Genomic DNA, 26,409 nt, shown 5'->3' with positions numbered 1-26,409 from the left:
AGGCGTCTCGCTTCAGCTATCGTTGGCAGTGGCAGGTCGGTCGTAACGCAATGCCACGGCGCCATTGGCGGGGACTGTGACGTTCACGCGACCAGTATCATCAACGCGTAGCACGTCGTCACCGATCAGGTTCTGATAAGTACCGGAGGACAGGCCAGTGGTGAGTGTCGCGGTCCAGTCGGTGTCGTTTCGGTTGAACGCTATGAAGCCACGCTCACCGCGTGAAAATGCAATGCGCGACTCGCCGCCAGTTTGCCAGTGCGTCACCGGCGCGTTGCCCACGGCTTGGCGAAATCCCACCATGGCCAGCACCGCTGGCTGACGATGCTCGCACACCCAATGCTCGTTGTCGCAGCGATCCGCGCCATCGGCGGTGTAGACAGGCAAGGTTTTCCAACTGCTGGGACGTTGAGGCGGGCCTTGATCGGTGTCCTCGAAGCGGTAACTCGACATCAATCTCGGTGTCCCGTAGGGCCAGGCAAGCATGAACAGCCGCCCCAAGGTGTAGCGTGTACCGCTCCCAAAGGTCATTACCATGCCCGCGGCGCCGTGTCCTCGCTGGTTATCGTGGTTGTCGATGAAGACCAGGGCACGTTCGGATGGGACCCAGTTCGATGCCTCGCCGAGATCGCGCAGTCGGGCAAGGTCTCCACTCATGAACGCGCGTGATAGCCGAGGACCGTAGCGAAACTCCGTCACATCGCCGTTGCCTAGGTAGTCTTGAACGGTGATCGGCTCGTTGCCCATGTCGATCACTTCCTGAAAGATGTACGGGGCGCCGTCGAGGTCATCGAGGATCGCCGTGATGTCCTCGGGCGGAATGTGCTTGGCAGCGTCGATGCGAAAGCCGGCAACACCCAGGTCGAGCAATCCCTGTAGATAGCCACGGATACGCTCGCGGACCCCGGGCGTTTCGGTAGCCAGATCGGCCAATCCTACCAAATGGCAGTTTTGAACTTCCCAGCGGTCCTGATAGTTGTGAATCGAATCGTCACCGTGACGGCCGCAGTGGTGAAAATGTTCACGGCGATATAGGTTGCCATATTGGAAGGGCGTGAAACGGGTACCGGCGATGCCTTCCCCTTCACCGATACCGGCCATGTGATTGATCACCGCATCTACGACGATTCCTACACCGGCGGCGCGGCAGCGCGCGACCATGTCGGTGAACTCGGCGCGGTCGCCGCTGCGTGATTGAAGGCGATAACTGACTGGCTGGTAACGCGCCCACCAGGCACCGCCGACCGGATCGAGCGCGATGTGCTCGTTGGGTGGTGAGATTTGCACGGCAGTCACACCAGACGGCCCCAACACTTGCTCGCATTCACGAGCAATGTCATCCCAGCGCCATTCAAACAGGTGCACCATCACTGTCCCCGGCGCGTTCATGCTGGCCGTAGAGACCGGCGTACCGCTAGCGAGGGCGGGAGACATCAGGCCGGCAAGTAGTGAACCGGCCAACCAACGAGCAGAAATTCCTAGACGCATGACGAACCTCCTTGGTGGATACGCGTGCGTTTAGCCTATCCGGTTGAGGTGGTGCGTGGATCCTTCCATAGGGGGATTGGCTACGCCGTGCGTCTACGCCGGGTACGCCCTGGACGAGGATGAGGAAGGTGACGCGAGGATTGGCGAGGCTGGTACCTGAAATGTCGCGTCCAGTTCAGGTGCGACAGGATCGGGACAACAACAAAGGATTCACCATGATGCAAGCACGTCGAGGTTTTACCGTTTCGATGATCGCGCTGGCGCTAGGCACCGTCGCGTTACCCGCACTAGCTTTCGAGGATAATGCCTTGACTGTTTGGATGGGTGACAACAAGGGGCCGGAGGGCATTCGTCAGCTCGCTGAACAGTTCAAGGCCGATACTGGTATTCAAGTCAATATCGTCAATCCTGACAATCTGACCAATCGTTTTCCGCAGGCGGCGGGTAGTGGTCAAGGACCAGACATTGTCATGTGGGCCCATGATCGGCTCGGCGAGTGGGCGCAAAGCGGTTTGATCGCGCCGATCAAGCCGGAAGACGCCTTCCGTGACCGTTACTTCGACTTCACTTGGGAAGCTACCGAGTGGAATGGAATGAATTATGGTTACCCAATTTCGGTAGAGTCCATCGGCCTGATCTATAACAAGGATCTGGTCGATGAGCCGCCGCAGAGCTTTGACGAGCTAGCCCAACTGGATGCAAAGCTCGCCAAGGAAGGCAAGAAGGCGATCCTTTTTGACTACGGGGAGCCCTATTACGGCTGGCCGCTGCTGGCCGCCAATGGGGGCTACCCATTCAAGCGCACCGACGCAGGATACGATGTCAGCAACATCGGTGTGAACAATGAGGGTGCGGTTCAAGGGGCCAAGCGGCTGCGCGAGTTGATCGAGAACGGTGTACTGCCGGAAGGCACCGACTACAACATCATGGACACCCGCTTCAACAAGGGGGAGGTCGCGACCATGATCAGTGGCCCTTGGGCGTGGGGCAACCTTGAACGCAGCGGTATCGATTTTGGAGTGGCGCTTCTGCCTAGGGTCGGTGACAAGCGTGCCAAGCCGATGTTCGGGGTGATGACGGCCATGATCAATTCGGCTTCACCTAATCAGCTGTTGGCGACCGAGTTTCTTGAGAATTATCTGCTGACTCGCGCAGGGCTGAAGACTTTCAACAGTGATGGCTCGCTAGGGGCGGTGGCCAATAAGGTCTATCAGCAATCATTGGCAAAAGACCCGAAGATCGCGGCGACGCTGGCCAATGCACGCGTGGGGGAACCGATGCCCAACATCCCAGAGATGGGGGCGTTCTGGTCGGCAATGGAGCCGGCGCTGCAGAACATCGGTAGCGGGCGTCAAGCGCCGGAGGCTGCCCTCGACGATGCTGCCGAGCGTATCCGTAACGCCGTTCAATAATCCTCCATTCTCGCCCCGGCCCTGTCGGGGCGGGGCGTCATCAGGTGAGCTTCATGTATACGACTAACGCCTCGCGAGGCTTGCCTCGCCATCGCTCGCGGCGTCTTCGTGAGCGCTATACTCGCTGGGCGCTGCGCACCTTTATGGCGCTGTTGGTCCTGGCGTTGATGTGGCTGGTGGTGGGATTCTATGCCAATGGCCAATGGATGTTTGCGCTGCTGTTTTTGGTGCTCGATACGGCGCTGGCAATTGTTTTTACTCGTCGGCAACTGATGAGTCATCGCTACATTTTTCCTGCCTTGGCGGGGATGGGCGTGTTCGTCATCTTTCCGCTGCTTTATACGGTTGGCATCAGCTTTAGCAATTACAGTTCGAGCAACCTGCTTAGCGAACAAAGGGTACGTGAGCAGTTGCTCGGCGAGACCTATCAGGTGCCAGGTGAGAGTTACAGCTTCTCACTCTTCGACACGGATGGGGCCCGGGTACGCTTGGTGCTTGATACTGCTGGGACGGAGGCGGATGACACACTCTTGGTCAGCGAACCGGTGGATCTGGCTACGCCTCCCGGTACACTGGCACTGACAGCCGCCGAGGCCCCGCCCGAGGGGAATGAGCTGGGTATACGCGCAGCGATTGAGCATCGGCAGGCGTTGGGCAGCTTGATCCTGAGTAAGCCTGACGGTACCGAGCTACGCCTGGCGGGGCTGCGTGAGTTCGCGCCGATCCAGCCCCGCTACCAGGCCAACGACAATGGCACGCTTACCAACCGCCAGACCGGTGAGATGCTGACACCTAATCAGGAAACCGGATTCTTCATTACCGGTAGTGGCGAGCGCATCACTCCGGGGTGGCCGGTGATGGTGGGGCTCGATAACTATGAGCGCGTCTTGCTTGATCCAGCGGTGCGTGGGCCGTTCCTGCAGATTTTCGTCTGGACCTTCACGTTCGCCGGATTGACCGTAGTGTTCACCTTGGCGGTAGGTTTCTTGCTCGCGTCGCTGTTGCAGTGGGAGCAGTTGGGTGGCAAAGCCACTTATCGCACGCTGTTGATTCTGCCCTATGCGGTGCCAGCGTTCATTTCGATATTAATCTTCAAGGGCATGTTCAATCAGCAGTATGGCGAGATCAACCTGATTCTCGAGGCGCTATTCGGTATCAGCCCGGACTGGTTTACCGATCCATGGCTGGCGCGAACCATGTTGCTGATAGTCAATACCTGGCTGGGCTATCCCTACATGCTGCTGCTGTGTATGGGGCTGATCCAATCGATCCCGCGTGATCTCTACGAGGCATCGGCGGTTGACGGCGGCGGTCCGCTGACCAATCTGTTTCGCATCACGTTGCCGTTGATCATCAAGCCGCTGACACCTCTTTTGATCGCGGCTTTTGCCTTCAACTTCAACAATTTCGTGTTGATCACCCTGCTGACTGGTGGGGCGCCGGATATCATCGGCGCGAGTACGCCAGCGGGGACTACCGACTTGCTGGTTAGCTATACCTACCGCATCGCCTTCCAGGATGCTGGACAGAACTTCGGATTGGCGGCGGCGATCGCCACACTGATCTTCGTGGTGGTGGCGGTGCTTTCGCTGCTCAATTTGCGACTCAGCAAGGTTAAGGTCTAGGAGAGACGCCATGCCTATGGTTCAACCCCGTTCGATTCGTAGGCGGCGTCTAGCCGCCCACCTAGCGTTGCTGGCTTTCGTGGTTCTGGTGGTCTTCCCACTGTTATTGGTTATTTCGATCTCCTTTCGTGAGGGCAACTTTGCCACGGGTAGTTTGATTCCGCGTGATTTTTCGCTGGAGCACTGGGCGCTGGCGTTGGGAATTCCTTGGGAGCGTCCTGACGGTAGCATGGTTCAGCCGCCGTTTCCGGTGCTGTTATGGCTGTGGAACTCGGTCAAGATCGCGGTAATCTCGTCACTGTTGATTCTCGCACTCTCGACCACCGGTGCTTATGCCTTTGCGCGGATGCGCTTTGCTGGTAAGGCGCCGATCCTCAAGGGGATGCTGATTTTGCAGATGTTCCCGCCGGTGTTGTCGCTGGTGGCGTTATATGCGTTGTTCGATCGCCTTGGACAGTACGTAAGCTGGCTAGGCATCAATAGCCATGGGGCGCTTATCGTTGCCTCATTGGGCGGCGTGGCGTTGCATATCTGGACAATAAAAGGCTACTTCGAGTCGGTCGATGGTTCGCTGGAAGAGGCGGCAATGGTGGATGGCGCCAGTACCTGGCAGGCGTTCCGCCATATTTTGCTGCCATTGTCGGTGCCGATCCTGATGGTGGTCTTCATCCTCGCCTTCATTATGTCGATCATGGAATACCCCATGGCTTCTGTGTTGTTGCTCGATGAGAATCAACTGACTCTGGCCGTAGGCGCCCAGCAATACCTAGCCGATCATAATCAGCGATGGGGTGACTTTGCCGCCGCCGCCGTGCTTTCAGGATTGCCGATCACCGTGGCGTTTTTACTTTGTCAGCGCTGGATCGTGGGGGGGTTGACTGCGGGGGGCGTCAAGGGCTGATACCCCTTGCTGTTGCTTGCTTCTTTTTTGCCTCGCCCTGTGCGGGGCTTTTTATGAGCACTACTCGGTGGTGGTGCTACTAAAGGCTTACCCCCCACCCTACGCCCCTAGGCCCCGCCCCGTATGGGGGTGGTGGGGAGGGCTTAACATGGCGAGATTTGGGCGAGAGTGAGGTGGCGACGCTCCAGGGCGTTACGCGACGTACAGACTCGAGGCGGCCACCCGGCTCGGGTAAGGGAACCACACAACAACAAACGAGGATCGACATGCGACTCTCACGTTTCACGCCATATACGCTCTCCACGCTAGCGGCCGCCGTGGCACTGGCGACGTCTGCCACGGCGCAGGCGGTTGAAGTCGACTTTCATGGCTATGGCCGTTCTGGAGTGGGGGCGACCGCGGGCGGTGGTGATCAGGCTTGTTTTCAGGCAGCGGGGGCACCAGCCAAGTATCGCTTGGGTAATGAGTGCGAGACCTATGGTGAGCTAGGGCTAGGCTCGACCCTCTATGAGCAGGATGGAAAAAGTTTCTACTTCGATAGCTTAGTTGCCTATGTCAATGAGCAAGGCAATGACTTCGAGGGGCTGGATAGCTCAAGCTCGGATGGCAACACACTCGCCTTACGCCAGCTCAATGTTCAAGCGACGGGGGTGATCGAGGCGCTACCCAATGCCACCGTCTGGGCAGGTAAGCGTTTTTATCAGCGTCACGACATCCATATGAATGACTTCTATTATTGGGATGTCTCGGGGCCTGGTGGTGGTATTGAAAACATCGACCTGGGTTTCGGGCGACTCAGCGTAGCGTGGCTGCGCAATAGCAGTACTGATGAGGATTTTCCGGATAGCGATCAGAATCTAGCCAACGATACCCTCGATATCCGATTGGCGGGCCTCAAGACGAACCCCGGTGGTGAGTTGGAGATTGGCTATGACTACGGTGCGGCCAATCTTACCGATGCGCAGGAAGAAGCGGACGTTGACCCTGAAAAGGGACACTTGGTGACGCTGGAGCATGTTCAGGGTAACTGGCTGGGTGGCTATAACAAATTCGTTGTGCAGTATGGCAAGGATGGCGCTATCGGTAGCTCCGGCAAGTCGAATACTGCCTCCTCGGTGCCCGAGGGAGATATGATGCGCGTCCTCGACCATGGGTTGGTCAACTTATCACCTAATGTCGACATGCTTTATGCGGCCATCTATGAGGACCGCGACCTCGACAATGGCCAAGGGCAAACTTGGACTTCGGCGGGTCTTCGCCCCACGTATTATTGGTCCGACACCATGAGTACCGCCATGGAGCTGGGCTATGATCGAGTCGACCCTCAGGATAACAGCCGTGAAACGGCCCACCTGACCAAACTGACCCTGGCCCAGCAGTGGTCAGCCGGACGTGGAGCTTTCGCGCGTCCTGTCGTGCGTGCTTTTGTCACCTATGCCAAGTGGAACGGTGAAGACTATAACGCTGCCAGCGAGTCGGTTGATGATTTAGAAGATAACGGAATGACCTACGGTCTGCAGATGGAAGCCTGGTGGTAACAGTCACGCATAGATCGTGATAGTTCGATCGTTTATTGGCCGGTCTTTTAGGTTTTGTTCAAAAAATCTAGGGACCGGCGTTTTTACAAGGAGATCGCGATGTTGGTTCCCCGCTTGGCTACGGCTTCCCTCTGTGCAGTTCTGTTGTCCGGCTGTGCCACTTCCGCCACACTGCCTTCCATGCCTACCGATGATACTTGGCTGGCGAGTACGTCTGAGTGTTGCACGGCAGACTTGGGGAGCTTGCCGACGACAGCGGTGTCTGCCGACCAGTCTTTGACGCTGCGTTTTGGACCCGATACGCCGGTACATGTCTTTGCGGAAGGCAAAGCCCCTTTTCATGTTCTGGAATTACCGAAAGGACAAGGCCCTTTACGGGTGAGTCTAGCCAGCCTGGTGGGACGTGACGCCGAAGGGCAGCCGTACGTGTTTGCCCCGGAGGTACTGTTGCTCGATGCTCAGGGGCGTGTCCAGCGTCGTTTCGATTGGTCGGCGTTCCAGTATCAGACCCCACAAGGGTTTTGGGGAAACCGTTTGACGCTGGGGTTCTCGGTGTCGCCGGGTAGGAACGCCGATCGGGTTGTGATCACGACGGGCGATGAGGCGTTGCAAGCGATCACCGAGTTGCTGCACCCGGCACGCCTTCAGGCCCGTGCGCGTCATTTGGCCGTCCCCCCGGTGGCCAACCCGATTGCTGCCCACCGCGCTATCGGCGAAGTGCGTGTCATGCTGCGCCCACTCGGTGAAACGACGGGGGTATTGGCACCGCTATTCGTCGATGAGAGCGAGAATGAAGTGGTGACGGCACCCTCTCAAGCGACTCATCAGATGCCGACTGCCACGGCGACGAGGGGGTTAGAAGGGCTCGATTTTCATCGCTTGATCCGGGCTGCCTTGGCGGCCGGCGATATTGCCCTTGCCATGGAGCTCGCTGAACGCGCTGAAGAGGCCGGGCAAGCTGGAACTCGCGATTGGCTCGCCGAGCAGTTGAAACGTCGCTGATAACGAGCAGCAGGCGAGCCTGCTGCTCGTCGCGTTTACATGTGTTATGCGTGACGCCCTGGCCGCTGGGTCGGTGCGTCGGCGCTATGTGCATATGGTCAAGCGTGGGTGCCGCCAGGGATGCTGGGTAGCTCGATCTGGCGAGGGCAGGCTCGTCCATCGGGGCCAAACAGATGACAGCATTGGCCAGCCAAGCCCAGTGTGGTGGTTGGGCCATCGTCGAGGACGGCCAAGCCGTCCAAACGTTGCGTCACAGGGCCGTATGCGCTCTCGACACGGTAGTGGGCGAGTGTTTCATAACCCAATTTTTCGGCAACCGTCAACCGTGCCTCAAGGGTCGCTTCGGCCTTTTCGTTGACGAAATCTTCCGCTCGTATACCCAATGTGGCGGTGTCGCCGGGCTCGAGGGTGCTGCCATCCACTGCGACGGCCAGGGTCTGGTTATTGGGCAAACGTACCAAGGTACGTGTGGTGCCGGGTTCGATCACGGTAACCGGCAGCGTGTTGATGCGCGGTGAGCCGATGAAGGCGGCGACTTCAAGGCTTTCGGGAAAATGATAGAGGCTAAGCGGTGCACCGACTTGGGCTATGCGCCCGCTGGAAAGCAGCACGATGCGATCAGCCAGGGTCATTGCTTCCACTTGGTCGTGGGTGACATAGATCATTGTCGCGCGGAGTCGCCGGTGCAGTTCAGCGATCTGTACACGCATCTCGACACGCAGCGAGGCATCGAGATTTGATAACGGCTCGTCGAACAAAAAGACGGCGGGCTCTTTGACCAGGGTGCGTCCGATGGCGACTCGCTGACGTTGACCGCCTGAAAGATCCTTGGGCTTGCGCTCGAGCAACTCGGTGAGTTGTAGCGTCTCTGCCACATGCTCAACGCTTCGGCGGATTTCTTCCTTGGGCGTATGCGAGAGTTTGAGGCCAAAGGCCATGTTGTCGGCGACATTCATGTGTGGGTAAAGCGCGTAGGACTGGAAAACCATACCAATGTCGCGCTCCTGAGGGGGAATCTCGTTGATTCGCTCGCCATCGAGGCACATTTCGCCGGTGGTGATGTCCTCCAGCCCCGCGATCATCCTCAATAGCGTTGACTTGCCGCATCCCGAAGGGCCGACGAAGACTACGAACTCGCCATCCTCGATGGTGAGATTGATGTCATGAGAGACTTCGGTGTCGCCGTAAGACTTGCCGATTCCTTCAAGGGTCACACGTCCCATGGTGCGCTCTCCTCGTTGTCCGTGCAGCGTCCAAGTGCGATGCCGTGTGCCGGCAAGCTAAGTGTGCCATCGGCCCAGCGGCCCTCGATCCAAGCGGGTGCTTCATCGATTGCCGTGACTGAATAGGGTGCTTTTAGCTCGCGTGGTGCGGCGGCGAAATTGAGAGCGATCAGGAGGCGCTCGCCATCCTTTCCATGGCGACGTTCCAAGCAGAGCACGCCGTTGCGGACCGGGTGGTGCTGGACCTCGCCCTTGATCAGCGCCGGCAAAGTGCGGCGGAATGCCAGGAAATCTCGATAGGCGTTGAGCAATGAGTCTGGATCGTTGTCCTGGCGGTCGACGGCGAGTGCCTGATGGGTTTGCGGTACCGGCAGCCAGGGAGGCGCGTGGCTGAAACCGGCATGCGGGAGGTCGGCATGCCAGGGATGCGGAGTACGGCAACCATCGCGCCCTTTATAGGTTGGCCAGAAGGTGATGCCGGCAGGGTCGACCAGTTGCTCGAAAGTCAGCTCGGCCTCATTCAGGCCTAACTCTTCACCTTGATAGAGGCATACGCTGCCACGCTGGGTGAGTAGAAACACGAGGTACAAGCGTAGCGCTGCTTTGTCGTCCTCGGCATCCCAGCGTGTGGCCAAGCGGGTTACGTCATGGTTGCCTAAGGCCCAACATGGCCAGCCATCGCCGATACGTGCTTCCATGGCCGTCAGAGTGTCATGCAGAAATTCGGGATCGTGGCGTTCACCGAGAAAATCGAAGGAGTAGGCCATGTGCAAGCGCTTGCCACCTTGCGTGTATTCAGCCATCACACCCAGCGAGTCGTCATCTCCTACTTCACCCACACTGGTAGTCCCGGGGTACTCGTCGAGGAGCGCCCGTAGCCTCTCGAGGAAATCTAGATTCTCGGGCTGAGTCTTGTCATACAAATGTTGCTGAAAGCCATAAGGGTTGTCTGGGCGTACACCAATGAATCCTTCGACTAATTCTTCTCGAGGAGGATTGTCTTTTAGTGCGCCATGGGTGCAGAAATTGATCGCGTCGAGCCGGAAGCCGTCGACACCACGTTCCAGCCAAAAGCGCACTTCTTCAAGGATCGCCTCTATGACCCGGGGGTTGCGAAAATTGAGATCAGGCTGTTCGGCCAGGAAGTTGTGCAGGTAATACTGGCAGCGCCGGGTATCCCACTGCCAGGCGGGACCGCCGAAGATGGACTGCCAGTTGGTGGGTGGCGCACCATCGGATTGCGGGTCGGCCCATACGTACCAGTCGGCGCGTGGGTTGTCATGGCTTTCGCGGCTTTCAACGAACCAGGCATGCTGGTCGGAGGTATGCGACAGTACTTGGTCGATGGTGACCTTTAGCCCACGCGCGTGAGCTGCTTCCACGAGTCGGTCAAAGTCTTCCAGCGTGCCGAACATCGGATCGACTGCCCGGTAATCGCTGATGTCGTAGCCGAAGTCTTTCATCGGCGAGGTAAAGAAAGGCGAGAGCCAAATCGCATCGACGTTCAAGGAGGCGATGTAGTCGAGCTTCTTGAGCACACCTTTCAGGTCACCGATGCCGTCGCCGTTACTATCCATGAAACTGCGTGGATAGATCTGATAGATCACTGCGCCGCGCCACCAGTCTTGGCCGTGTTTACCTATGATGTGGGAAGTTGCTGTCATGTTGTTGGTGTCCTTTCGAGGCCGCAGCGCCGACGCGCGTGGGCGTGGTCATATTATCGGTTTCCATGGTGGCGAGCTCCGGCAGAATGGGCATCCTCCCGGTGATGAGTGTGCAGGCGTAGGCGGGGGGAGGAGGTGTCACGCCCCCGCAATGCGAGAGAGCAAATCGCCAGCGAGGGTGATGGCCTCTTCGCGGCGACGGATGTTTTGCTTCTGATAGAGGCTGCGAATGTGAGTCTTGATGGTAGTTGGGGCGACCGAAAGTTGTTCAGCGATCTGTTCGTTGGACAGCCCGGCGTGGATTAGCCCAAGAATTTGCCACTCGCGGCGAGTCAGTGGCGAGGTGCGGATCAATTCAGGAACGTTGGGGCGGGAGACGATATCCGCGATCACCGTTTCGTCGAGCATGAGCCGTACAGCATTGCCAAAATCACGCTGTTGGCTAGCCAGGGCTAATAGCCGCTCGGCCCGGGGGCGAGTCAAGGTGTCAAGCTCGCGTTCGGCGAGCAACGCCTGCAGCATCTCGACCAGAGTGTGGCCGAGGCGTAGAAAGCTGCCCGTCAAAGTGGTACGTCCGGCCAGATCGAGGGCGGTGCTTAGATGGTCAAGCGCCGCAATATGATTCCCGGATTGCCATGCGAGATCAGCGAGACCAATACGGTTGCGGTTAGCGTCGGTGATTAATCCAAAGTGTGTGGCCTGTGTATTGAGCTGTTCGAGTAGGGTGTGTGCCTCATCGTGACGGCCGAGCAGAGTTAAAGCCCGAACATGGTTGCGCCCGTTGCACTGGGCAAAATGGTTGCAAGCATTCTCGACCTCGACGGAAGGCGCGTCCTCCAGCCAATGGGCGATGGCATCGTAATCATTGGTAGAACGCCACCAAGTCAGAAGAGCGGCATGGGCATTGGCGCGCCAGTCGATATGGTAGTCGCCCTCGGTGAGGATCTTGCGCAGGCGGCGGATATGATCGGCGCACTGGGGCTTATCCCCCCGGGCTTGGGAGACTTTGGCAAGACTGATATGACATTGTAGTGTCCAGCGTTCGCCTTGAGTATCAAGCACTGCAATACCCGCTAATGCGGCCTGCTCCGATTCATCGAGGCGATGCCATTCCCAGAGTATTTGACTGCGAATACGATACAGGAACTCGGCCACTGGAAGGTGCTCCAGTTCGCGTTTCGTGAGCAGTGAAAAGGCCCGCTCTTGCGTATCATAGGCAGCTTGCAGGCGTCCTTGAGCCACGAGTGTTTCGGACTGATGACATAGGGACCACAAGTGAAGCTGATCGTCGCCGAGGCGCTGGGCGTCGCGTGTTACGCTCTTGACGCGCGCTAGGGACTCTTCGAGTTGGCCTTGCACAAAGCGTGCCTCGCAGAGTATAGCGCTTGCCGAAACTGGTGTGGCGGCCAGGTAGCGAGCCGGCAGCGCCAGGGCGCTCTCGGCCAATGGTGCGGCCTGTTCGGCGTTACCACGGTTGATGGCTAGTTGGGCACGCAGGGTGGCAAATTCGGCGGCGAGTTCCTGCCAGGTGGGTTCATCCTGCTGTGCTTCGGCCCAACGAATGGCTCGGTCGGTTTCAATGAACTGGTACTGGGCGTGGTTGACCCACCCATGAATGAGCGTCAAACGTGGAGAGATACAGATTCTGGGCTCGCCTAGTGCGCCTAGTGCGCGTGCTATCAAGGCAAAGTGGCCGTTGGCCAGCAGATGTGGGCCATGTGTCGTAAGTAAGGTAATTAGGGTATCGGGCGCCTCGGCCTCGATTGCTTGGGTTAGTGCCAGAGCGGGATCGCCTAAGGCTAGCCAGGCCTCGCCGGCGCGATGATGCAGTTCGCGCTGGGTGGCAACGCTAAGCTCATGACGGCGATGGCGCAGGTAGCCCGCGAACAGGGGATGAAAATGCCGCCACTGATCGTGAGGGTCCTGGCGATGAATGAAAAGCCCAGCGTTTTCCAGTGCCTCCAGGCGTTGTGATAGGTTGCCGCCATCGAGCAATCGTGCCACGAGTTCTGGTGAGAAGCGGGATAATACGCCGAGCTGTAGCAATAAGTGGCGATCTGCATCATCGACGCTATCAGCGAGAATTTCGTCGAACCAGGCGACAAAATCGGGATGGTCTCCACCGAGGCGTTCGAGCAAGGCGTCGAAGCTGGCTCGTGTGGTCGTACGTTCGACTAGCCAACTAAGCGCCATAGCCCATCCTTCGACACGCCGCATGGCACGTTCAAGGCTGACTCGGGAAGGAGGAAAGGCGAGTTGCTCTGCGCACAGGGTTTGAGCTTCTTCGAGGTCGAAGGCGAGGGCATCAAGCGTGACCTCCTCAAGCTCGCCCCGTAAGCGTAATAGTGGCAAGCCAAGCGCTGGCTGAATGCGCGAGAGAACGGTGAGTGTTAGCCAGCGCGGTTGATGCTTGAGCCAGTAGCGCAGCCCCTCCAGGATTTCGGGATCGTCGAGATGTTCACATTCATCAAGCACTAGCCGACAAGATGGGGCTCGGTCAGGTAGCGCCGACAGCCAGTGCTCGATGGCTTCACTGAAGGGAAAGGTCGGTGTGACGTTGGGCAACTCGATGTCTAAGTGCTCACGACATAGCGTTCTCAAGGCCGCCGCGAAGTAGCGGGTGAAGCGTGTGGGATCGTTATCGCGATTATCCAGGCGCAGCCATACAGCTGGTTGTTGCAGCGCGGGCAAGCGCTCCGTGACCAATGTGGTCTTGCCATAGCCGGGGGGAGCCTGCAGCACTAGCAGACGTACCTGCTCGTTGAGTATGAAATGATCATTGAGCCGCGGTCGTGCAACCACTACCGGGGGTAGTGGCGGTGGCGCGAGCTTTTCATCGATCAACGGCTGCGGCTCATGGGGGCTGTGGGCGTTCAAGGGACACCTCGCCTGCCTGCGTCTTAAACGTTTAATATGAGCATTGATTATGCGCGCTATCGCATGTGATGTGAGCGCTCTTAGACCATGGTGCTAGAGGTGAGTCAGGTATTGCGAATATCTGATGAAGGTGAAATCTGATGCCCCAGCCATGGTAGCTGGGGCATTGGCCAGGAGATGGTGTCGATTCAGAACCAGATTTCCATCTGTGTACCGAAGGTCCACTCACCACCGGTGAAGGTGTCGTTGCCTAAAGCATCGCCACTGGCGAAGCCGTTGAGTTCTTCGTCCCAGTCGCTCCAACTAGCAAACACACGAATCTCCGGGCGCTGCCAAAAGCCGCCAACCTCGGGCTTGAAGGTGGGTGCTACGGTCAGCTTGGTATAGGCACCGTCGACGGCACTGTTGCCGTTGTAGCCTTGTGGGTCGAGGTCCATCCATTGGTAGCTGGCTTCGTACTGCATTTCGAAGTTCGCTGTCAGTTCATTGGCGAGACGGGCATTGAAGGTTGCCCAGTCATAGCTGTCGCCAGGCGCATAGCGATCCGTGCTGTGCTGGGCGAGGACCGCTGGCGCCAGACGCCAGTGCGGTGCCACGTAGGTCGTTCCATAGAGCGCCAGCCGCGTAGTCTGCGCCTCGTCAAGTAAATTACCATCGGAACCCAGTGCCTTGACCTCGGCGCCTAGCCCGCGACCATGCAGCGCTGCTGCTTTGAAGCTACCCTTGCCGAGGCCGAAGAAGTCGTCGCCGTGATAGGCGAGCATGGTATGAAAGCCGGTGTCCGCTGCATTGGCAGCGTTTCCGGTGGCACGTTGGTCGTTGTCGTTGGCCGAGAGGCCATTGACCATCCACTGCCAGTTGCCGATGTGATTGTTGAGCGTGAAGATCAGGTTGTCGGTATCGCCAGTGAGGCCGGGATTTTCGCGGCTGACAAGAGGAAAGTCGCTGAAACTGCGCCCGTAGAGCGACACGTTACTGGTCCAGTCGTCGTTGAGGCGAACGTCATAAACCCCGGCGCCGGTACCGGCGAGAAAGACGATGTCACTGTCGAGCCAATGGATATCGAAGTTGTCGCGGTCGAAGCGCTTGCCAGCCCAGATCTTGGCGTCCTCGAAGGCGCCGGTAAAACTCGGCAGATTACTGAATTGCGCGTAGACCTGACGTACGTTGAGGTTTGACTCCTCGGCAGTCCAGTCGTTGCTGGTGGTGACGCCGTCGGCAATCATGACGCGGTAATGTGAGCGCGCACCATTATCGAAGCGCTGTTTGTAATTGAGCGTGGTCTCGACGTAGGTGTCCGGCTCATTGCCCAGACGGCCTACTGCACCGTCAGTGCCGCCGGCCGGCGTTAGATAGGGGCCTCCCGGTGCGCTTTTGCCATGCTCGTCGAGCAGTAACCCGGAGCGTGCATACGCATTGAGCGATAGGCCCAAGTCTCCATCGGCATGGGCCTCGACATCGGTCAAACGTTTTTCCAGATCGGGATCGTCGAGGGCTTGCAGGGCCGCCTTTGCCCGCTCGGCGCGTTTCTCGGCGGCAGCGGCACGTTGCTCGGCGGCGGCGACGCGATCTTCTAGCGCGGCCAGGCGGGCTTCCAGTTCTGCGGATGATATATCGGCATTGGCCGTGGCGGCGGTGCCCATAGCGGCGACGGTGACAGCGATGGCTAGCGGTGAGCGAGCCATTAGGCGTGAAAGGGGCATGTATTTGACTCCCGTTGTGGTTGTTGTCGATGCGATGCACCAAATTCAATGCTTTTGGTCATGCCTCGCAAGACATGAACTTAAACGTTTAAGTCTATGCCTTCAAAATCCCAATCACGTTATTTCGACCAATGTCTATCACGTCTCGATGGGGGATGTTTCTTTACACCAAAGTCTAGGTTGTTGGGAGTTGCAACGGCGGCTAATCTTCTTGAACTTAATCGTTTAAGATTCGTTCGCGATTTAACCCGCTCCATCGATATTACCCGGAAAGGCTATCTCTTATCCGGATAACAACAACCATCTCGGAGGTTAGCGCCATGATACGTCAATTGATCCCTCTCATCGCCTTGGCCGGCGCCGCCGTCGGCCAGGCTCACGCCGCCGATCTGACCATTTCCTGCGGTGCTGTCGGCGCCGAGCTGACCCTGTGCAAGCAGGGTGTCGCCGCGTGGGAGGAAAAAACCGGTCACAGTGTTGCCGTGATCTCGACCCCCAATTCGTCGACCGAACGCTTATCGCTCTATCAGCAGATTCTCTCGGCCCAGTCCGGCGATATCGACGTCATGCAGATCGACGTGGTCTGGCCAGGGCTACTTGCGAACCATTTGGTCGACTTGCAAGAGATAGGCGGCAAGGGCATTGCTGATGGCCATTTTCAGACGATCGTCGATAACAATACCGTCGATGGACGGCTGGTGGCGATGCCGTGGTTCACTGATGCCGGGGTGCTCTACTACCGCAAGGATCTGCTCGACGAATATGACCGCGAGGTACCCGAGACCTGGCAGCAGATGACGGCTACTGCCGAGGTCATTCAACAAGGTGAACGCCAGGCCGGCAAGGATGGAATGTGGGGTTATGTCTTTCAGGGGCGCGCTTATGAAGGGTTGACCTGCAACGCACTGGAATGGGTCGCCAGCTACGGCGGTGGCAGCATCGTCGATGATCAGGGTGAAATTACCATCGATAACCCACGTGCGGCGGCCGCGCTAGATCAGGCCGCCGAGTGGATCGGTAATATCTCTCCCAAGGGCGTACTCAACTATACCGAGGAAGAAGCGCGTGGCGTCTTCCAGTCCGGCAATGCGGTCTTCATGCGCAACTGGCCTTATGCCTGGGCGCTGGCGCAGAGCGAAAGTAGCGATGTGCAGGGCAAGGTTGGCGTGACCATGCTGCCGCATGGCCCCAAAGGAAGCAGTGCCGCGACGCTGGGTGGCTGGAACCTGGCGGTGTCCAAATACAGCAATAATCCCGAGCTGGCTGTCGATCTGGTCAAGTTCTTGACGTCCGAGGCCGAACAGAAGCGTCGGGCTATCGCAGGTGCTTACAACCCGACCATCAAGTCGCTTTACCAGGATAAAGAAGTTCTGGCTGCAGTTCCCTTCTTCGGCAAGCTGTATGACACGTTTACCAATGCCGTAGCACGCCCCTCGGCGCCAACTGGCGAAAAGTACGGCCGGGTCAGTAATGCCTTTTTTAACGCCGCCCACAATGTGCTTTCCGGCAGCATGAACGGCACACAGGCGGTATCGCAACTGCAGGACGAACTCGAGCGCATGAAGCGCCGCCGCTGGTAACCCGAGGCTTGCCATGACCACTAGCGACTCTCTTTCAACTCCGCCCCCGGCGCCAGCGCGTCGGGGCGTGCAACGGGGTACCAAGGTACGCCGTCAACGCGTGCGTGCGGCCTGGCTGTTCTTGGTACCGATGCTTGTCACCTTGGTGCTGGTCGCCGGTTGGCCGCTTGTACGGACCTTTTACTTCAGTTTCACCGATGCCTCGCTGGCGAATACCGGTGGCGCCAACTTCATCGGTTTCGAAAACTATCTGGTGTATTACCAAGGCGCCTGGTATGGCCTGCTCACTGACCCCGCCTGGTGGCAGTCGGTGTGGAACACGTTGTTCTTCAGTGCCGTGTCGGTCTCGTTGGAGACGGTCTTCGGGATTATCGTCGCCTTGATCCTCAATGCCGAGTTCAAGGGGCGCATGCTGGTGCGTGCCGCAGTGCTCATTCCCTGGGCCATTCCGACCATCGTATCGGCCAAGATGTGGGCCTGGATGCTCAATGACCAGTTCGGAATCATCAATCATTTGTTGATGACGATGGGCTTGATCGACTCGCCGCTTGCCTGGACCGCTAGTGCTGACCTGTCGATGTGGGCGGTCATTATCGTCGATGTGTGGAAGACCATCCCCTTCGTCGCGCTGCTGGTGCTGGCCGCGCTACAAATGCTACCCCAGGATTGCTACGAAGCGGCCGAAGTCGATGGCATCCACCCGATTAGAGTGTTTTTCCGCGTGACATTGCCACTGATAACGCCGGCGTTGCTGGTGGCGGTCATTTTCCGCTTGCTGGATGCGCTTCGCGTGTTCGATGTGATTTACGTGCTGACATCCAATTCCACCAACACTATGACGATGTCGATCTACGCGCGTCAGCAACTGGTGGAGTTTCAGGATGTGGGCTACGGCAGCGCCGCCTCGACCATGCTGTTTTTGATCATCGCCTTGGTCACCGTGGTTTATCTCTATCTGGGCCGTCGTCAGTTGGGAGGTGATGCATGAATACCAAACTCGCGAAGTCCCTTATCAAACGTATCGGGTTCTGGTTGTTGATAGCGATTTTGCTGGTGTACGCCATCTTTCCCTTTTACTACGCGGTGATAACGTCACTGAAACCTTCCAGTGCATTGTTCCAGGTCGATTATTGGCTGCACAGCGTGGATTTCAGTAACTACATCACAATCTTTTCCCAAGGAAGTTTCGTCCAGGCGATCATCAACTCGATCATCGTCGCCGTGAGTGTGGTGGCTATCGCCTTGCTGCTGGGCGTTACCGCTGCCTATGCCTTGGGGCGTGTGCGCTTTCGGGGGCGGACGACGGTGATGATGGTGGTGCTCGGCGTGTCGATGTTTCCTCAAGTGGCGGTCCTTTCCGGGCTGTTCGAGGTGATTCGCGTGCTTAACCTCTACAACAGCGCGGGTGGACTCATTCTGAGTTATACCATCTTCACCCTGCCTTTTACTGTCTGGGTGCTAACGACCTTCATGCGCCAGCTACCCATGGAACTCGAAGAGGCGGCGATCATGGATGGCGCGAGTCCCTGGGTCACTATTACTAAGGTATTTCTACCATTGATGTGGCCGGCTATGGCGACCACCGGCCTGCTGGCCTTCATCGCCGCCTGGAACGAGTTCCTGTTCGCCCTGACGTTTACCCTCACCAGCGAGGAACGCACTGTACCGGTGGCGATCGCGCTGATTTCCGGGGGAAGCCAGCATGAGTTGCCTTGGGGACCGATCATGGCGGCTTCTGTCACTGTCACGGTGCCGTTGGTCATTCTGGTGATGATCTTCCAGCGACGTATCGTTTCCGGTCTGACAGCCGGTGCCGTCAAGGGCTAACCCACATTCCCGAGTTTCATTCGATCAAGGAAAACAACATGCAAGACAACACCTCCTGGTGGCGCGGCGGTGTCATCTATCAGATCTATCCGCGCAGCTTTCTGGATAGCAATGGCGATGGTATCGGCGATTTGCCGGGTGTCACCGAGAAGCTGGATTATGTTGCCTCGCTCGGTGTCGATGGCATCTGGCTGTCGCCTTTCTTTACCTCGCCGATGGCGGATTTCGGCTACGACATCAGCGATTATCGTGACGTCGATCCGATGTTCGGCACCCTCGAGGACTTCAAGACGCTGCTCGCGCGTGCCCATGAGCTGGGCTTGAAGGTGATTATCGACCAGGTGATCAGCCATACCTCGGATCAGCATCCCTGGTTTCAAGAAAGCCGTTGCGACCGCAACAATGCCCGCGCCGATTGGTACGTCTGGGCTGATCCCAAGCGCGATGGCACGCCACCCAACAACTGGCTGTCGATCTTCGGCGGTTCGGCCTGGACATTCGACTCGCGCCGTCGTCAGTATTATCTGCATAATTTCCTGATCGAACAGCCGGACCTCAACTTCCATAATCCGGCAGTACGTGACGCTCAGCTCGATAACATGCGCTTTTGGCTGGAACTTGGTGTCGATGGCTTCCGTCTGGATACCGTCAACTTCTATTTCCATGATGCCGAACTGCGCGACAATCCGGCCCTCGAACCCGGCGATGCCAAGACTCTGGGCGCGCCAGAGGCCAACCCCTATACGTGGCAGTGTCATGTCCATGACATAAGTCGTCCCGAAAACCTCGACTTCCTCAAGCAATTGCGTGCGTTGATGGATGAGTATCCGGGCACCACCACGGTTGGGGAAATCGGTGACGATAACCCGCTCGAGCGCATGGCTGAGTACACCGCAGGTGGTGACAAGTTGCACATGGCCTACACGTTCGACTTGCTTAATGCACCGCGCTCCCCGGCCTACATTCATGAGGTGATTGAGCGCTTCCAGCGGCTGGCGGGAGATGCCTGGCCTTGCTGGGCATTGTCCAACCACGATGTGGTGAGAAGCGCCACGCGCTGGGGGGCCGAGGAGGATCCCGAGGCGTATCCCAAGGTCACGTTGGCCATGCTCTTATCATTGCGAGGCAGTGTGTGCCTTTATCAAGGTGAGGAGCTTGGCCTGCCCGAGGCCGAGGTGCCTTTCGAGCGCATCCAGGATCCCTACGGCAAGGTCCTGTGGCCTGAGTTTAAAGGCCGCGATGGCTGTCGTACTCCGATGCCCTGGACCGATGATATCCAGGGTGGTTTTTCGCGTGTCGAGCCTTGGTTGCCGGTGGATACCCGCCACCTACTGCGTGCCGTCTCACGTCAGCAGGCTCGCTCCGATTCATTGCTCAGCAGCGTGCGCGAGCTGATCGCGTTTCGTCGCGAGCATCCGGCTCTGGTCGGCGGCGACCTACAACTGATCGATATCGGGAATGAACTGCTCGGTTTCGTGCGCGAGCATGGCGATGAGCGCCTGTTGTGTGTGTTCAATCTTGGCGGCCAAGCACGTGATTGTCACCTGCCCGAGCAGGGCTCTTTGCTCGATGCACCGGGTTTCACAGCAAGGCTGGAACACGACCGTTTGCACTTGCCGGCCTATCAGGCGGCTTATCTGCGCCTTGACTGATTTTCTTTGGACGAAATATGCCGCCGGCGCCAAGGCGCCGGCCAGGAGCACTTTCCATGGCAAGCCTGACGCTCAACAAGCTCAACAAGTCGTTTGGCGATACGCATATCATCAAAGATGTCGATCTCACGATTGCTGATGGTGAGTTCGTGGTCTTTGTCGGCCCTTCGGGCTGCGGTAAGTCGACTCTGCTGCGGCTGGTCGCTGGGCTGGAATCGATCAGCGACGGCGAGCTGAAGATCGGCGAAACGCTGGTCAACGACCTGCCGCCTCGCGAGCGGGGGGTAGGCATGGTTTTCCAGTCCTATGCCTTGTATCCACACATGACGGTCTACGAGAACATGGCCTTCGGACTGAAGTTGGCCAAGAAAGCCGAGCAGACGGTGCGCGACCGGGTCCTCGAGACAGCGCGTATCTTGCAGCTCGAAGAATTGCTGGATCGTAAACCCAAGGCGCTTTCCGGTGGGCAGCGTCAGCGCGTGGCCATGGGGCGGGCGATGGCCCGCGAGCCGCGCATCCTGCTGTTCGACGAACCGTTGTCCAACCTGGATGCCTCGTTACGCGTACAAATGCGCAATGAGATTGCGCGTTTACACCACCGCCTGGGCTCAACGGTGATCTATGTCACCCATGATCAAGTCGAGGCGATGACGCTTGCCGATCAGATCGTGGTCTTGAATGGTGGGCACATCGAACAAGTCGGCAGTCCTCAGGAGCTGTACCAGCGCCCCGCAACGCGCTTCGTTGCTGGTTTCATCGGCTCACCGACGATGAACTTCTTGTCCGCCACATTGCGTGAGAGTCATGCCGATGGTTGTCGTATCAGCCTACCGGGCATCGGTGAACTGACTCTGCCACAGAATGCTGCGGGTCTTGCCGCAAACGCCAAATTGACGCTCGGCATTCGTCCCGAGCATCTGAGCCTGGATGAACCCCAAGGCGATAATGCTTTCGAAATCGTCAACGTCGAATACCTGGGGAACGAGGTTTATGTCTATCTTGATTCCGGCCAGGGCGGCGAGCTGCTGATTCACCGCAGCGAGGCTCCTAGTCGTTGGGAAATCGGGCAACGTGCTGCATTGGTGCCGTCACTTGCCAATGTGCATCTGTTCGACAGTGGTGGTTGCGCATTGGCACTGATAGGCACACGTGACGCCGCTTGAGCATGCTGGCATGAGGGCGACCCATTCGGCTGAGTCGCCTTTCGTGCTAGAGAGTGTCGGAGCAGGCAGGTATGCTGCCTGCGTTCGATTCTGACGAGATTCGCCGTGACTCCATCGCACCGCCGCATCACCATCAAGGATCTGGCCGCTCGGCTCGAGGTTTCTACCGCCACGGTCTCCAACGCCTTCAATCGCCCGGACCAGCTTTCGCCACAGCTACGCGAACGCATCCTGAGCGAGGCGCGTGCCATGGGATACACGGGGCCTGACGCGCGAGGTCGCAGCTTGCGTACCGGGCGCTCGCGTATCATTGCGGTGGTGCTTGCCGAAAGTCTCACCTACAACTTGAACGATGCGGTGGCCAGTGAATTTCTCGCGGGTGTCGCTGAGGTAGTTGATGACCACGGGCATACCCTGCTGTTGCTCCCCGCTCGTCAAGGCGCGCGCCTGGAGTCGGCCAGCATGGCCGATGGCTTCATCGTCTATGGTCTGGTGGCTGATCCGCGGATGCTGGAACAGTTTCCGAGCCAGAAGCCGCTGATGGCGGTGGACTTTGATATAGCCGGGCATGCTTCGGTGCACATCGACAACCAGTTTGCTTGTCTCAACATTGCACGACATACCTTGCGCCAAAGGCCTCGGCGTCCAGCGATCATCAACCTGCGCCTGACGGCCGAGCCCTGCAACGGCCGTATTATCGACCAACCATTGTACGAAGAGTCGCAAACGATCACTCGCCTACGTTTGAACGGCTTTTACGAGGCGTTGGCCGAGTACGGTATCGACCCGACCACGGTGCCGATGTGGAACATCGAGGAGAACATCTACGAGGTGTGCGCTCCGGTTATCGCCGAGATTCTGGATCTACCCGACGATGAGCGCCCCGACCTGCTGCTGTGCATGTCGGACCGTATTGCCCTGACCGTATTGACGTTGGCCGAGCAGCGTGGCTTACGCATCCCCGAGGATCTACGCATTACGGGATTCGACGGTATTGCCGAGGGGCAGTACCGTGCGCCGCGGCTCACTACGGTACGCCAGGATAGCGTTGCCAAGGGACGCTTGGCAGCCTCGATGGTCTTGGGTCTTACCCCCATGAAGGATCATTGCCTGGCGACCCAGCTGATCGTTGGTGAAACCTCCCCCTAGCGCCTCACCTTATCATTACGGCTGGAGGCTGCCTTTGACGCGCTGGTCGAGTGCCTGCACCACGCGCTGGTGCGTGGCGTCATCCATGGGTTGTAGCGAGGTGTGATTGAGCAGTTCGGCGAGCCCCTGGCCATCGACCACCATGATTTCGCTGGGTGGCTCGTCGATCTCCACATCCCAGCCGGGCAGGACCAGTACGCCTTGCACGGCGACATTGCCCAGGGAATGGCGGGTCAGCCATTGGCGGCACCAGCTCGTGGCCATCCGTGTGTGTGCCAGGGATTGGCGCTCGCGCCAGCCGGGAAAGCGCAGGCGTTGCCCGGCGACGACTACCTGGGTGCGGGTCTCGCCCGTGATATCCAACGGCGGTGTCCGGGCGCTCACCTCGACCACGAAGACGCCATGCGGGGTGACCACGACATGGTCGATGGCGACGCTGTCGGTGGGCACATCGTGGAATACGAAATATGGATGCGCCTCCGGACGGATCAAACGCTCCAATTCCTGCCCCACGGCCAGTTCGCAGGCCAGGCCCAGCTTGAGGCGGCGAATGCGCTGGACGTCACGAATCAAGCGAAAGCACAGCACCAACGCCAACAAGGTGGTCAACAGCCCGTAAAGCGCCCATTCCAGCCAGCTATGCTGGTTGGCGAACAGCATGCGCCCCATGCCGTAGACCAGTGGCGCCAGGGTGATGATGGGCCCCAGCGCGCCATCCAGAAACAGCGCGGCATAGGCGCGATCGAGGCGGTCGCGTAGTGACTGCGCCGGTTCGCGCAAGGTGTGTCCATCATAGGGCGAAGTCAGCGCCCCGTCTTCCAGGTGGCGCAGGGCCAGCACGACCAGTGCGGTGGCGCCGAGCGGGGCGAGAAAAATGATCGGTAGTACGTATTCCAGCCAAACCATTACGGTCATCCTGGTCAAGAAGGTGTTACATGAACCCCCATTCTAGCCAGCTTGTCGGAGATCGGCGATGCCGGCGCATGATGGGTGCTTGTGGCGACGCGGGGCGCCGGTTGTATCATGAGACATCGGCTTTGCCCGGGAGATCACGATGTCCGATTCCTCAGTGTCGTCCTTGACGACCTTTCTTTCTCGTCATTCGCGGCTTTTCGTGCTCACCGGAGCCGGAATGAGCACCGATAGCGGCATCCCCGACTACCGTGATGAACAGGGCGCCTGGAAACGCTCGCCGCCGATGACGCATCAGACGTTCATGCACAGCGACATCGCACGTCGCCGCTACTGGGCGCGTAGCCTGGTGGGGTTCCAGGCGCTCTCCGAGGCGCGTCCGGGGCGTGGGCATTACGCGCTGGCCGCGCTGGAGCGTGCCGGACGCATCGAGCAGTTGGTCACGCAGAATGTCGACGGGCTTCACCAGCGCGCCGGATCGCGGCGCGTGATCGACCTACACGGCCAGGCCGACGTGGTGCGTTGCATGCGTTGCGGAGCGACTCGGATGCGCCATGCCTTGCACGCCGCCCTGGCGCGCCTCAATCCTCATTGGACGGGCCTGGAGGCGAGCGTTGGGCCGGATGGCGATGCCGACCTGGGGCAGAATGACTTTAGCGATTTCTCGTTGCTGTCCTGCGCGCGTTGCGGTGACGGTATCTTCAAGCCCGATGTAGTGTTCTTCGGCGACAGCGTGCCACGTGCCCGTGTGGAGGCGGCCTTCGATGCCCTTGAGCGTGCCGACGCGATGCTGGTGGTAGGCTCATCGTTGATGGTCTATTCAGGCTATCGCTTTGCGCGTCGAGCGGCGGCGTCGGGCAAGCCGATGGCCTGCATCAACGTGGGGCGCACGCGTGCCGACGCGTTGTTTAGCCTCAAGGTCGAAGCGTCGGCGGGCGAGACGCTGGACGCCGCGCTGCGTTCCTTGAAATCCGCTATGCCCACCGACGGGGCGGCGATTCAGGCCTCGACCACCAACACTTAGCTGCGCCGGATACCGCTGCGCGTCCGTTCACTGACGTGAAACGGGTACCAGTGTGACGGTCGGCGTGGTGCCGGTCTTGCCGTTGAAGACTTCGACGCGCTCGCGGTTGAGATGCGTCAACCGTCCTTGGTCACGTACCTCGGCTTGCAAGACGTACGTATGCGCTGCCTCGATGGCCCCTTGGGCGTATTGCAGGGTGACCTCTGTGGCGGGGGCATCGAAGTGCGTATAGCGGCTTTCCGCTACGGTGGCGCCGTCGTCGCTATCCTTCAATGTGACGTTGAGTGCGGCATCGTCCGACAGCTCGGGCGGTTGATCGAAGACGACCCGAGTATCGAGGGTCTTGAAATCGGGGCCGCTGGCGCAGCCCGTGAGTCCGATCAGTAGCAGTCCGGTGAGCATGGCGTGCAGGCTACGTGGCAAGGGCATGAAGACCTCCTTACGCATGGGAAAGACCGACCATGCCTAGCCGCCGGCCAGTTTAACGCGATAGCCGCGCGCTTCCAGTTCCGCCTTGAGCGTGTCGCGCTGATCGCCTTGAATCTCGATGACGCCGTCCTTGATGGCGCCGCCAGTGCCACAGCGCTGCTTGAGCGCCTTGGCCAAGGGCTTGAGTTCGTCGGCCTTGAGCGGTACGCCTTCGATCAGGGTCACGCCCTTGCCCTTGCGCCCCTTGGTCTCACGGCGCAGGCGAACGGTGCCATCGAGGCTTGCCAGGCGTGCTTCCTCCGCAGCCTCGGCACAGCGACACTCGGCGAGCGGTGCCCGGCACTCGGGGCAGGTCTCGCCGTGTTCGGTGGAGTATACCCGTCCGCGTAACTGATCCTGCAGCGATGCCATGCGCGCCTCCCTGAATCGATGTGTCGCGAGGTCTCCATGATAACGCGCCATGCCGTTGGGCACGATATCGGTCTATGCCACCCGGCGGAGTCAGTGGAGCACGGCTTCCAATTGTTCCAATCGTGCGACGGCACTGGGTAGATCGCGCATGTTGTGCAGGGCGATGGCGCCCTCGGGGGTGGTCTCGCGTTCGGGGAAGCGGTTGATGTGGATCGTGCGCATCCCTGCCGCCAAGCCGGCCGCGACGCCTACAGCGGCATCGTCGATGACCACGCAGCGTTCGGGCGAAGCCCCCATCTCGCGCGCGGCATGCAGGAACAGAGTGGGGTCGGGCTTCCAGCGCTCGATAGTGTAGCCGCTGTAGAGGCGGTCTCCGAAATAGGCGCGCAGGCCCGTGCTGTCGAGGGCGCGGCGAATCTTGTGCTCGGGGCCGTTGGAGACGACGCAGCGGGGATGCTCGGTGAGCCGGTCGAGCGCCTCGCGGATCCCCGGAATCGGCTGCAGCTCAGTATTCATGCGCGTCTGCATGGTACGGCGCATCTCCGCCTCGGCGGCCTCTCGAGTGGCGTCGTCCAGGGCGCCGTCACGGCGCTCCAGCTCGGCGACGATGTTGGCGAACCTGACGCCACGAAACTCTTCCATGTATTGGGCCGCGGAAAAGGGTAATCCGGCACGGGTCAAAACATCGGCCATGACCTCGGCGAGAAGCGGTTCGCTATCAACCAGGGTGCCATCGCAGTCGAATAGCAGGCATAGCGGATGAGACATGGTGGAGCCTCGAGGGCGAAGTGAATGGAACCGCTCATTATCCCAAATATCGGCCCGCATC

The 26,409-nt window shown here is 58.9% G+C and carries 21 protein-coding genes; 12 read left to right on the top strand and 9 right to left on the bottom strand.

Features of this window, described 5'->3' with window-relative positions:
* Positions 1-12: 12 nt before the first annotated feature.
* Complete coding sequence (locus RVY79_RS04085; protein ID WP_317462755.1) at positions 13-1,488, bottom strand: alpha-amylase family protein; 1,476 nt, start codon at positions 1,486-1,488, stop codon at positions 13-15.
* 248 nt (positions 1,489-1,736) lie between these two features.
* Between RVY79_RS04085 and malE the strand changes: the two genes are divergently transcribed.
* The 5 genes from malE (at position 1,737) to RVY79_RS04060 (ending at position 7,966) form a co-directional block, all read left to right on the top strand.
* Positions 1,737-2,900, top strand: a complete 1,164-nt coding sequence (gene malE, locus RVY79_RS04080) for a maltose/maltodextrin ABC transporter substrate-binding protein MalE (RefSeq protein WP_411161704.1) — start codon at positions 1,737-1,739, stop codon at positions 2,898-2,900.
* A gap of 53 nt (positions 2,901-2,953) precedes the next feature.
* Positions 2,954-4,525: a maltose ABC transporter permease MalF gene (gene malF / locus RVY79_RS04075; protein WP_317462753.1), complete on the top strand. Its 1,572-nt coding sequence runs from the start codon at positions 2,954-2,956 to the stop codon at positions 4,523-4,525.
* Between the two features lie 10 nt (positions 4,526-4,535).
* Positions 4,536-5,426, top strand: a complete 891-nt coding sequence (gene malG, locus RVY79_RS04070) for a maltose ABC transporter permease MalG (protein ID WP_317462752.1) — start codon at positions 4,536-4,538, stop codon at positions 5,424-5,426.
* A 266-nt stretch (positions 5,427-5,692) separates the two neighbouring features.
* Positions 5,693-6,964, top strand: a complete 1,272-nt coding sequence (locus RVY79_RS04065) for a maltoporin (RefSeq protein WP_317463228.1) — start codon at positions 5,693-5,695, stop codon at positions 6,962-6,964.
* Positions 6,965-7,063: 99 nt separating this feature from the next.
* On the top strand, positions 7,064-7,966 hold the full coding sequence (locus tag RVY79_RS04060; protein ID WP_317462751.1) for a MalM family protein: 903 nt from the start codon (positions 7,064-7,066) through the stop codon (positions 7,964-7,966).
* A gap of 98 nt (positions 7,967-8,064) precedes the next feature.
* Here RVY79_RS04060 and ugpC read toward each other — a convergent pair whose 3' ends face one another.
* From ugpC to RVY79_RS04040, 4 genes are all read right to left on the bottom strand, one after another.
* Positions 8,065-9,189 carry a sn-glycerol-3-phosphate ABC transporter ATP-binding protein UgpC gene (gene ugpC, locus RVY79_RS04055; RefSeq protein WP_317462750.1) on the bottom strand — a complete coding sequence of 375 codons (1,125 nt, stop codon included), beginning with the start codon at positions 9,187-9,189 and terminating at the stop codon, positions 8,065-8,067.
* Entirely contained in the window at positions 9,177-10,853 is a 1,677-nt protein-coding gene (locus tag RVY79_RS04050; RefSeq protein ID WP_317462749.1) for an alpha-amylase family glycosyl hydrolase, read from the bottom strand. The genes ugpC and RVY79_RS04050 overlap by 13 nt, the downstream gene beginning before the upstream one ends.
* Before the next feature lie 138 nt (positions 10,854-10,991).
* The gene (malT, locus tag RVY79_RS04045) at positions 10,992-13,730 is read right to left on the bottom strand and encodes an HTH-type transcriptional regulator MalT (protein WP_317462748.1); all 2,739 of its coding nucleotides are present in this window, start codon (positions 13,728-13,730) and stop codon (positions 10,992-10,994) included.
* A gap of 188 nt (positions 13,731-13,918) precedes the next feature.
* Positions 13,919-15,433, bottom strand: coding sequence for a carbohydrate porin (locus tag RVY79_RS04040; RefSeq protein ID WP_317462747.1), 1,515 nt, complete (start codon positions 15,431-15,433; stop codon positions 13,919-13,921).
* 320 nt (positions 15,434-15,753) lie between these two features.
* Between RVY79_RS04040 and RVY79_RS04035 the strand changes: the two genes are divergently transcribed.
* The 6 genes from RVY79_RS04035 to RVY79_RS04010 all read left to right on the top strand — a co-directional run bounded on the left by RVY79_RS04035 (position 15,754) and on the right by RVY79_RS04010 (position 22,804).
* Positions 15,754-17,013 carry an ABC transporter substrate-binding protein gene (locus RVY79_RS04035; protein WP_317462746.1) on the top strand — a complete coding sequence of 420 codons (1,260 nt, stop codon included), beginning with the start codon at positions 15,754-15,756 and terminating at the stop codon, positions 17,011-17,013.
* A 13-nt stretch (positions 17,014-17,026) separates the two neighbouring features.
* The gene (locus RVY79_RS04030) at positions 17,027-18,001 is read left to right on the top strand and encodes a sugar ABC transporter permease (protein WP_317462745.1); all 975 of its coding nucleotides are present in this window, start codon (positions 17,027-17,029) and stop codon (positions 17,999-18,001) included.
* Complete coding sequence (locus RVY79_RS04025; protein WP_317462744.1) at positions 17,998-18,840, top strand: carbohydrate ABC transporter permease; 843 nt, start codon at positions 17,998-18,000, stop codon at positions 18,838-18,840. The genes RVY79_RS04030 and RVY79_RS04025 overlap by 4 nt, the downstream gene beginning before the upstream one ends.
* Positions 18,841-18,878: 38 nt before the next feature.
* Complete coding sequence (locus RVY79_RS04020) at positions 18,879-20,492, top strand: alpha-glucosidase family protein (protein ID WP_317462743.1); 1,614 nt, start codon at positions 18,879-18,881, stop codon at positions 20,490-20,492.
* A gap of 56 nt (positions 20,493-20,548) precedes the next feature.
* A complete protein-coding gene (locus RVY79_RS04015; RefSeq protein ID WP_317462742.1) occupies positions 20,549-21,655 on the top strand; it encodes a sn-glycerol-3-phosphate ABC transporter ATP-binding protein UgpC in 1,107 nt (368 codons plus the stop codon).
* Positions 21,656-21,760: 105 nt separating this feature from the next.
* Positions 21,761-22,804: a LacI family DNA-binding transcriptional regulator gene (locus RVY79_RS04010; RefSeq protein ID WP_317462741.1), complete on the top strand. Its 1,044-nt coding sequence runs from the start codon at positions 21,761-21,763 to the stop codon at positions 22,802-22,804.
* Positions 22,805-22,819: 15 nt separating this feature from the next.
* On the opposite strand, the gene RVY79_RS04005 is transcribed toward RVY79_RS04010, so the two are convergent.
* The gene (locus tag RVY79_RS04005; protein ID WP_317462740.1) at positions 22,820-23,710 is read right to left on the bottom strand and encodes a nuclease-related domain-containing protein; all 891 of its coding nucleotides are present in this window, start codon (positions 23,708-23,710) and stop codon (positions 22,820-22,822) included.
* A 148-nt stretch (positions 23,711-23,858) separates the two neighbouring features.
* On the opposite strand from RVY79_RS04005, the gene RVY79_RS04000 reads away from it, so the two are divergent.
* Positions 23,859-24,740, top strand: a complete 882-nt coding sequence (locus RVY79_RS04000) for an NAD-dependent protein deacetylase (RefSeq protein ID WP_317462739.1) — start codon at positions 23,859-23,861, stop codon at positions 24,738-24,740.
* Positions 24,741-24,767: 27 nt separating this feature from the next.
* On the opposite strand, the gene RVY79_RS03995 is transcribed toward RVY79_RS04000, so the two are convergent.
* The 3 genes from RVY79_RS03995 to RVY79_RS03985 form a co-directional block, all read right to left on the bottom strand.
* Positions 24,768-25,169 (bottom strand): YbaY family lipoprotein, encoded by a 402-nt coding sequence (locus RVY79_RS03995; protein WP_317462738.1) that lies wholly within the window; start codon positions 25,167-25,169, stop codon positions 24,768-24,770.
* Between the two features lie 36 nt (positions 25,170-25,205).
* Positions 25,206-25,580 (bottom strand): translation initiation factor Sui1, encoded by a 375-nt coding sequence (locus tag RVY79_RS03990; RefSeq protein ID WP_317462737.1) that lies wholly within the window; start codon positions 25,578-25,580, stop codon positions 25,206-25,208.
* A gap of 90 nt (positions 25,581-25,670) precedes the next feature.
* Positions 25,671-26,348 (bottom strand): HAD-IA family hydrolase, encoded by a 678-nt coding sequence (locus RVY79_RS03985; RefSeq protein WP_317462736.1) that lies wholly within the window; start codon positions 26,346-26,348, stop codon positions 25,671-25,673.
* Positions 26,349-26,409 lie beyond the last annotated feature (61 nt).

It is taken from the genome of Chromohalobacter sp. HP20-39 (assembly GCF_033052815.1).
Taxonomy (GTDB): Bacteria; Pseudomonadota; Gammaproteobacteria; order Pseudomonadales; family Halomonadaceae; genus Chromohalobacter.
The sequence above is the reverse complement of the archived record's forward strand: the minus strand, read 5'-3'. Positions and strand labels throughout refer to the sequence as shown.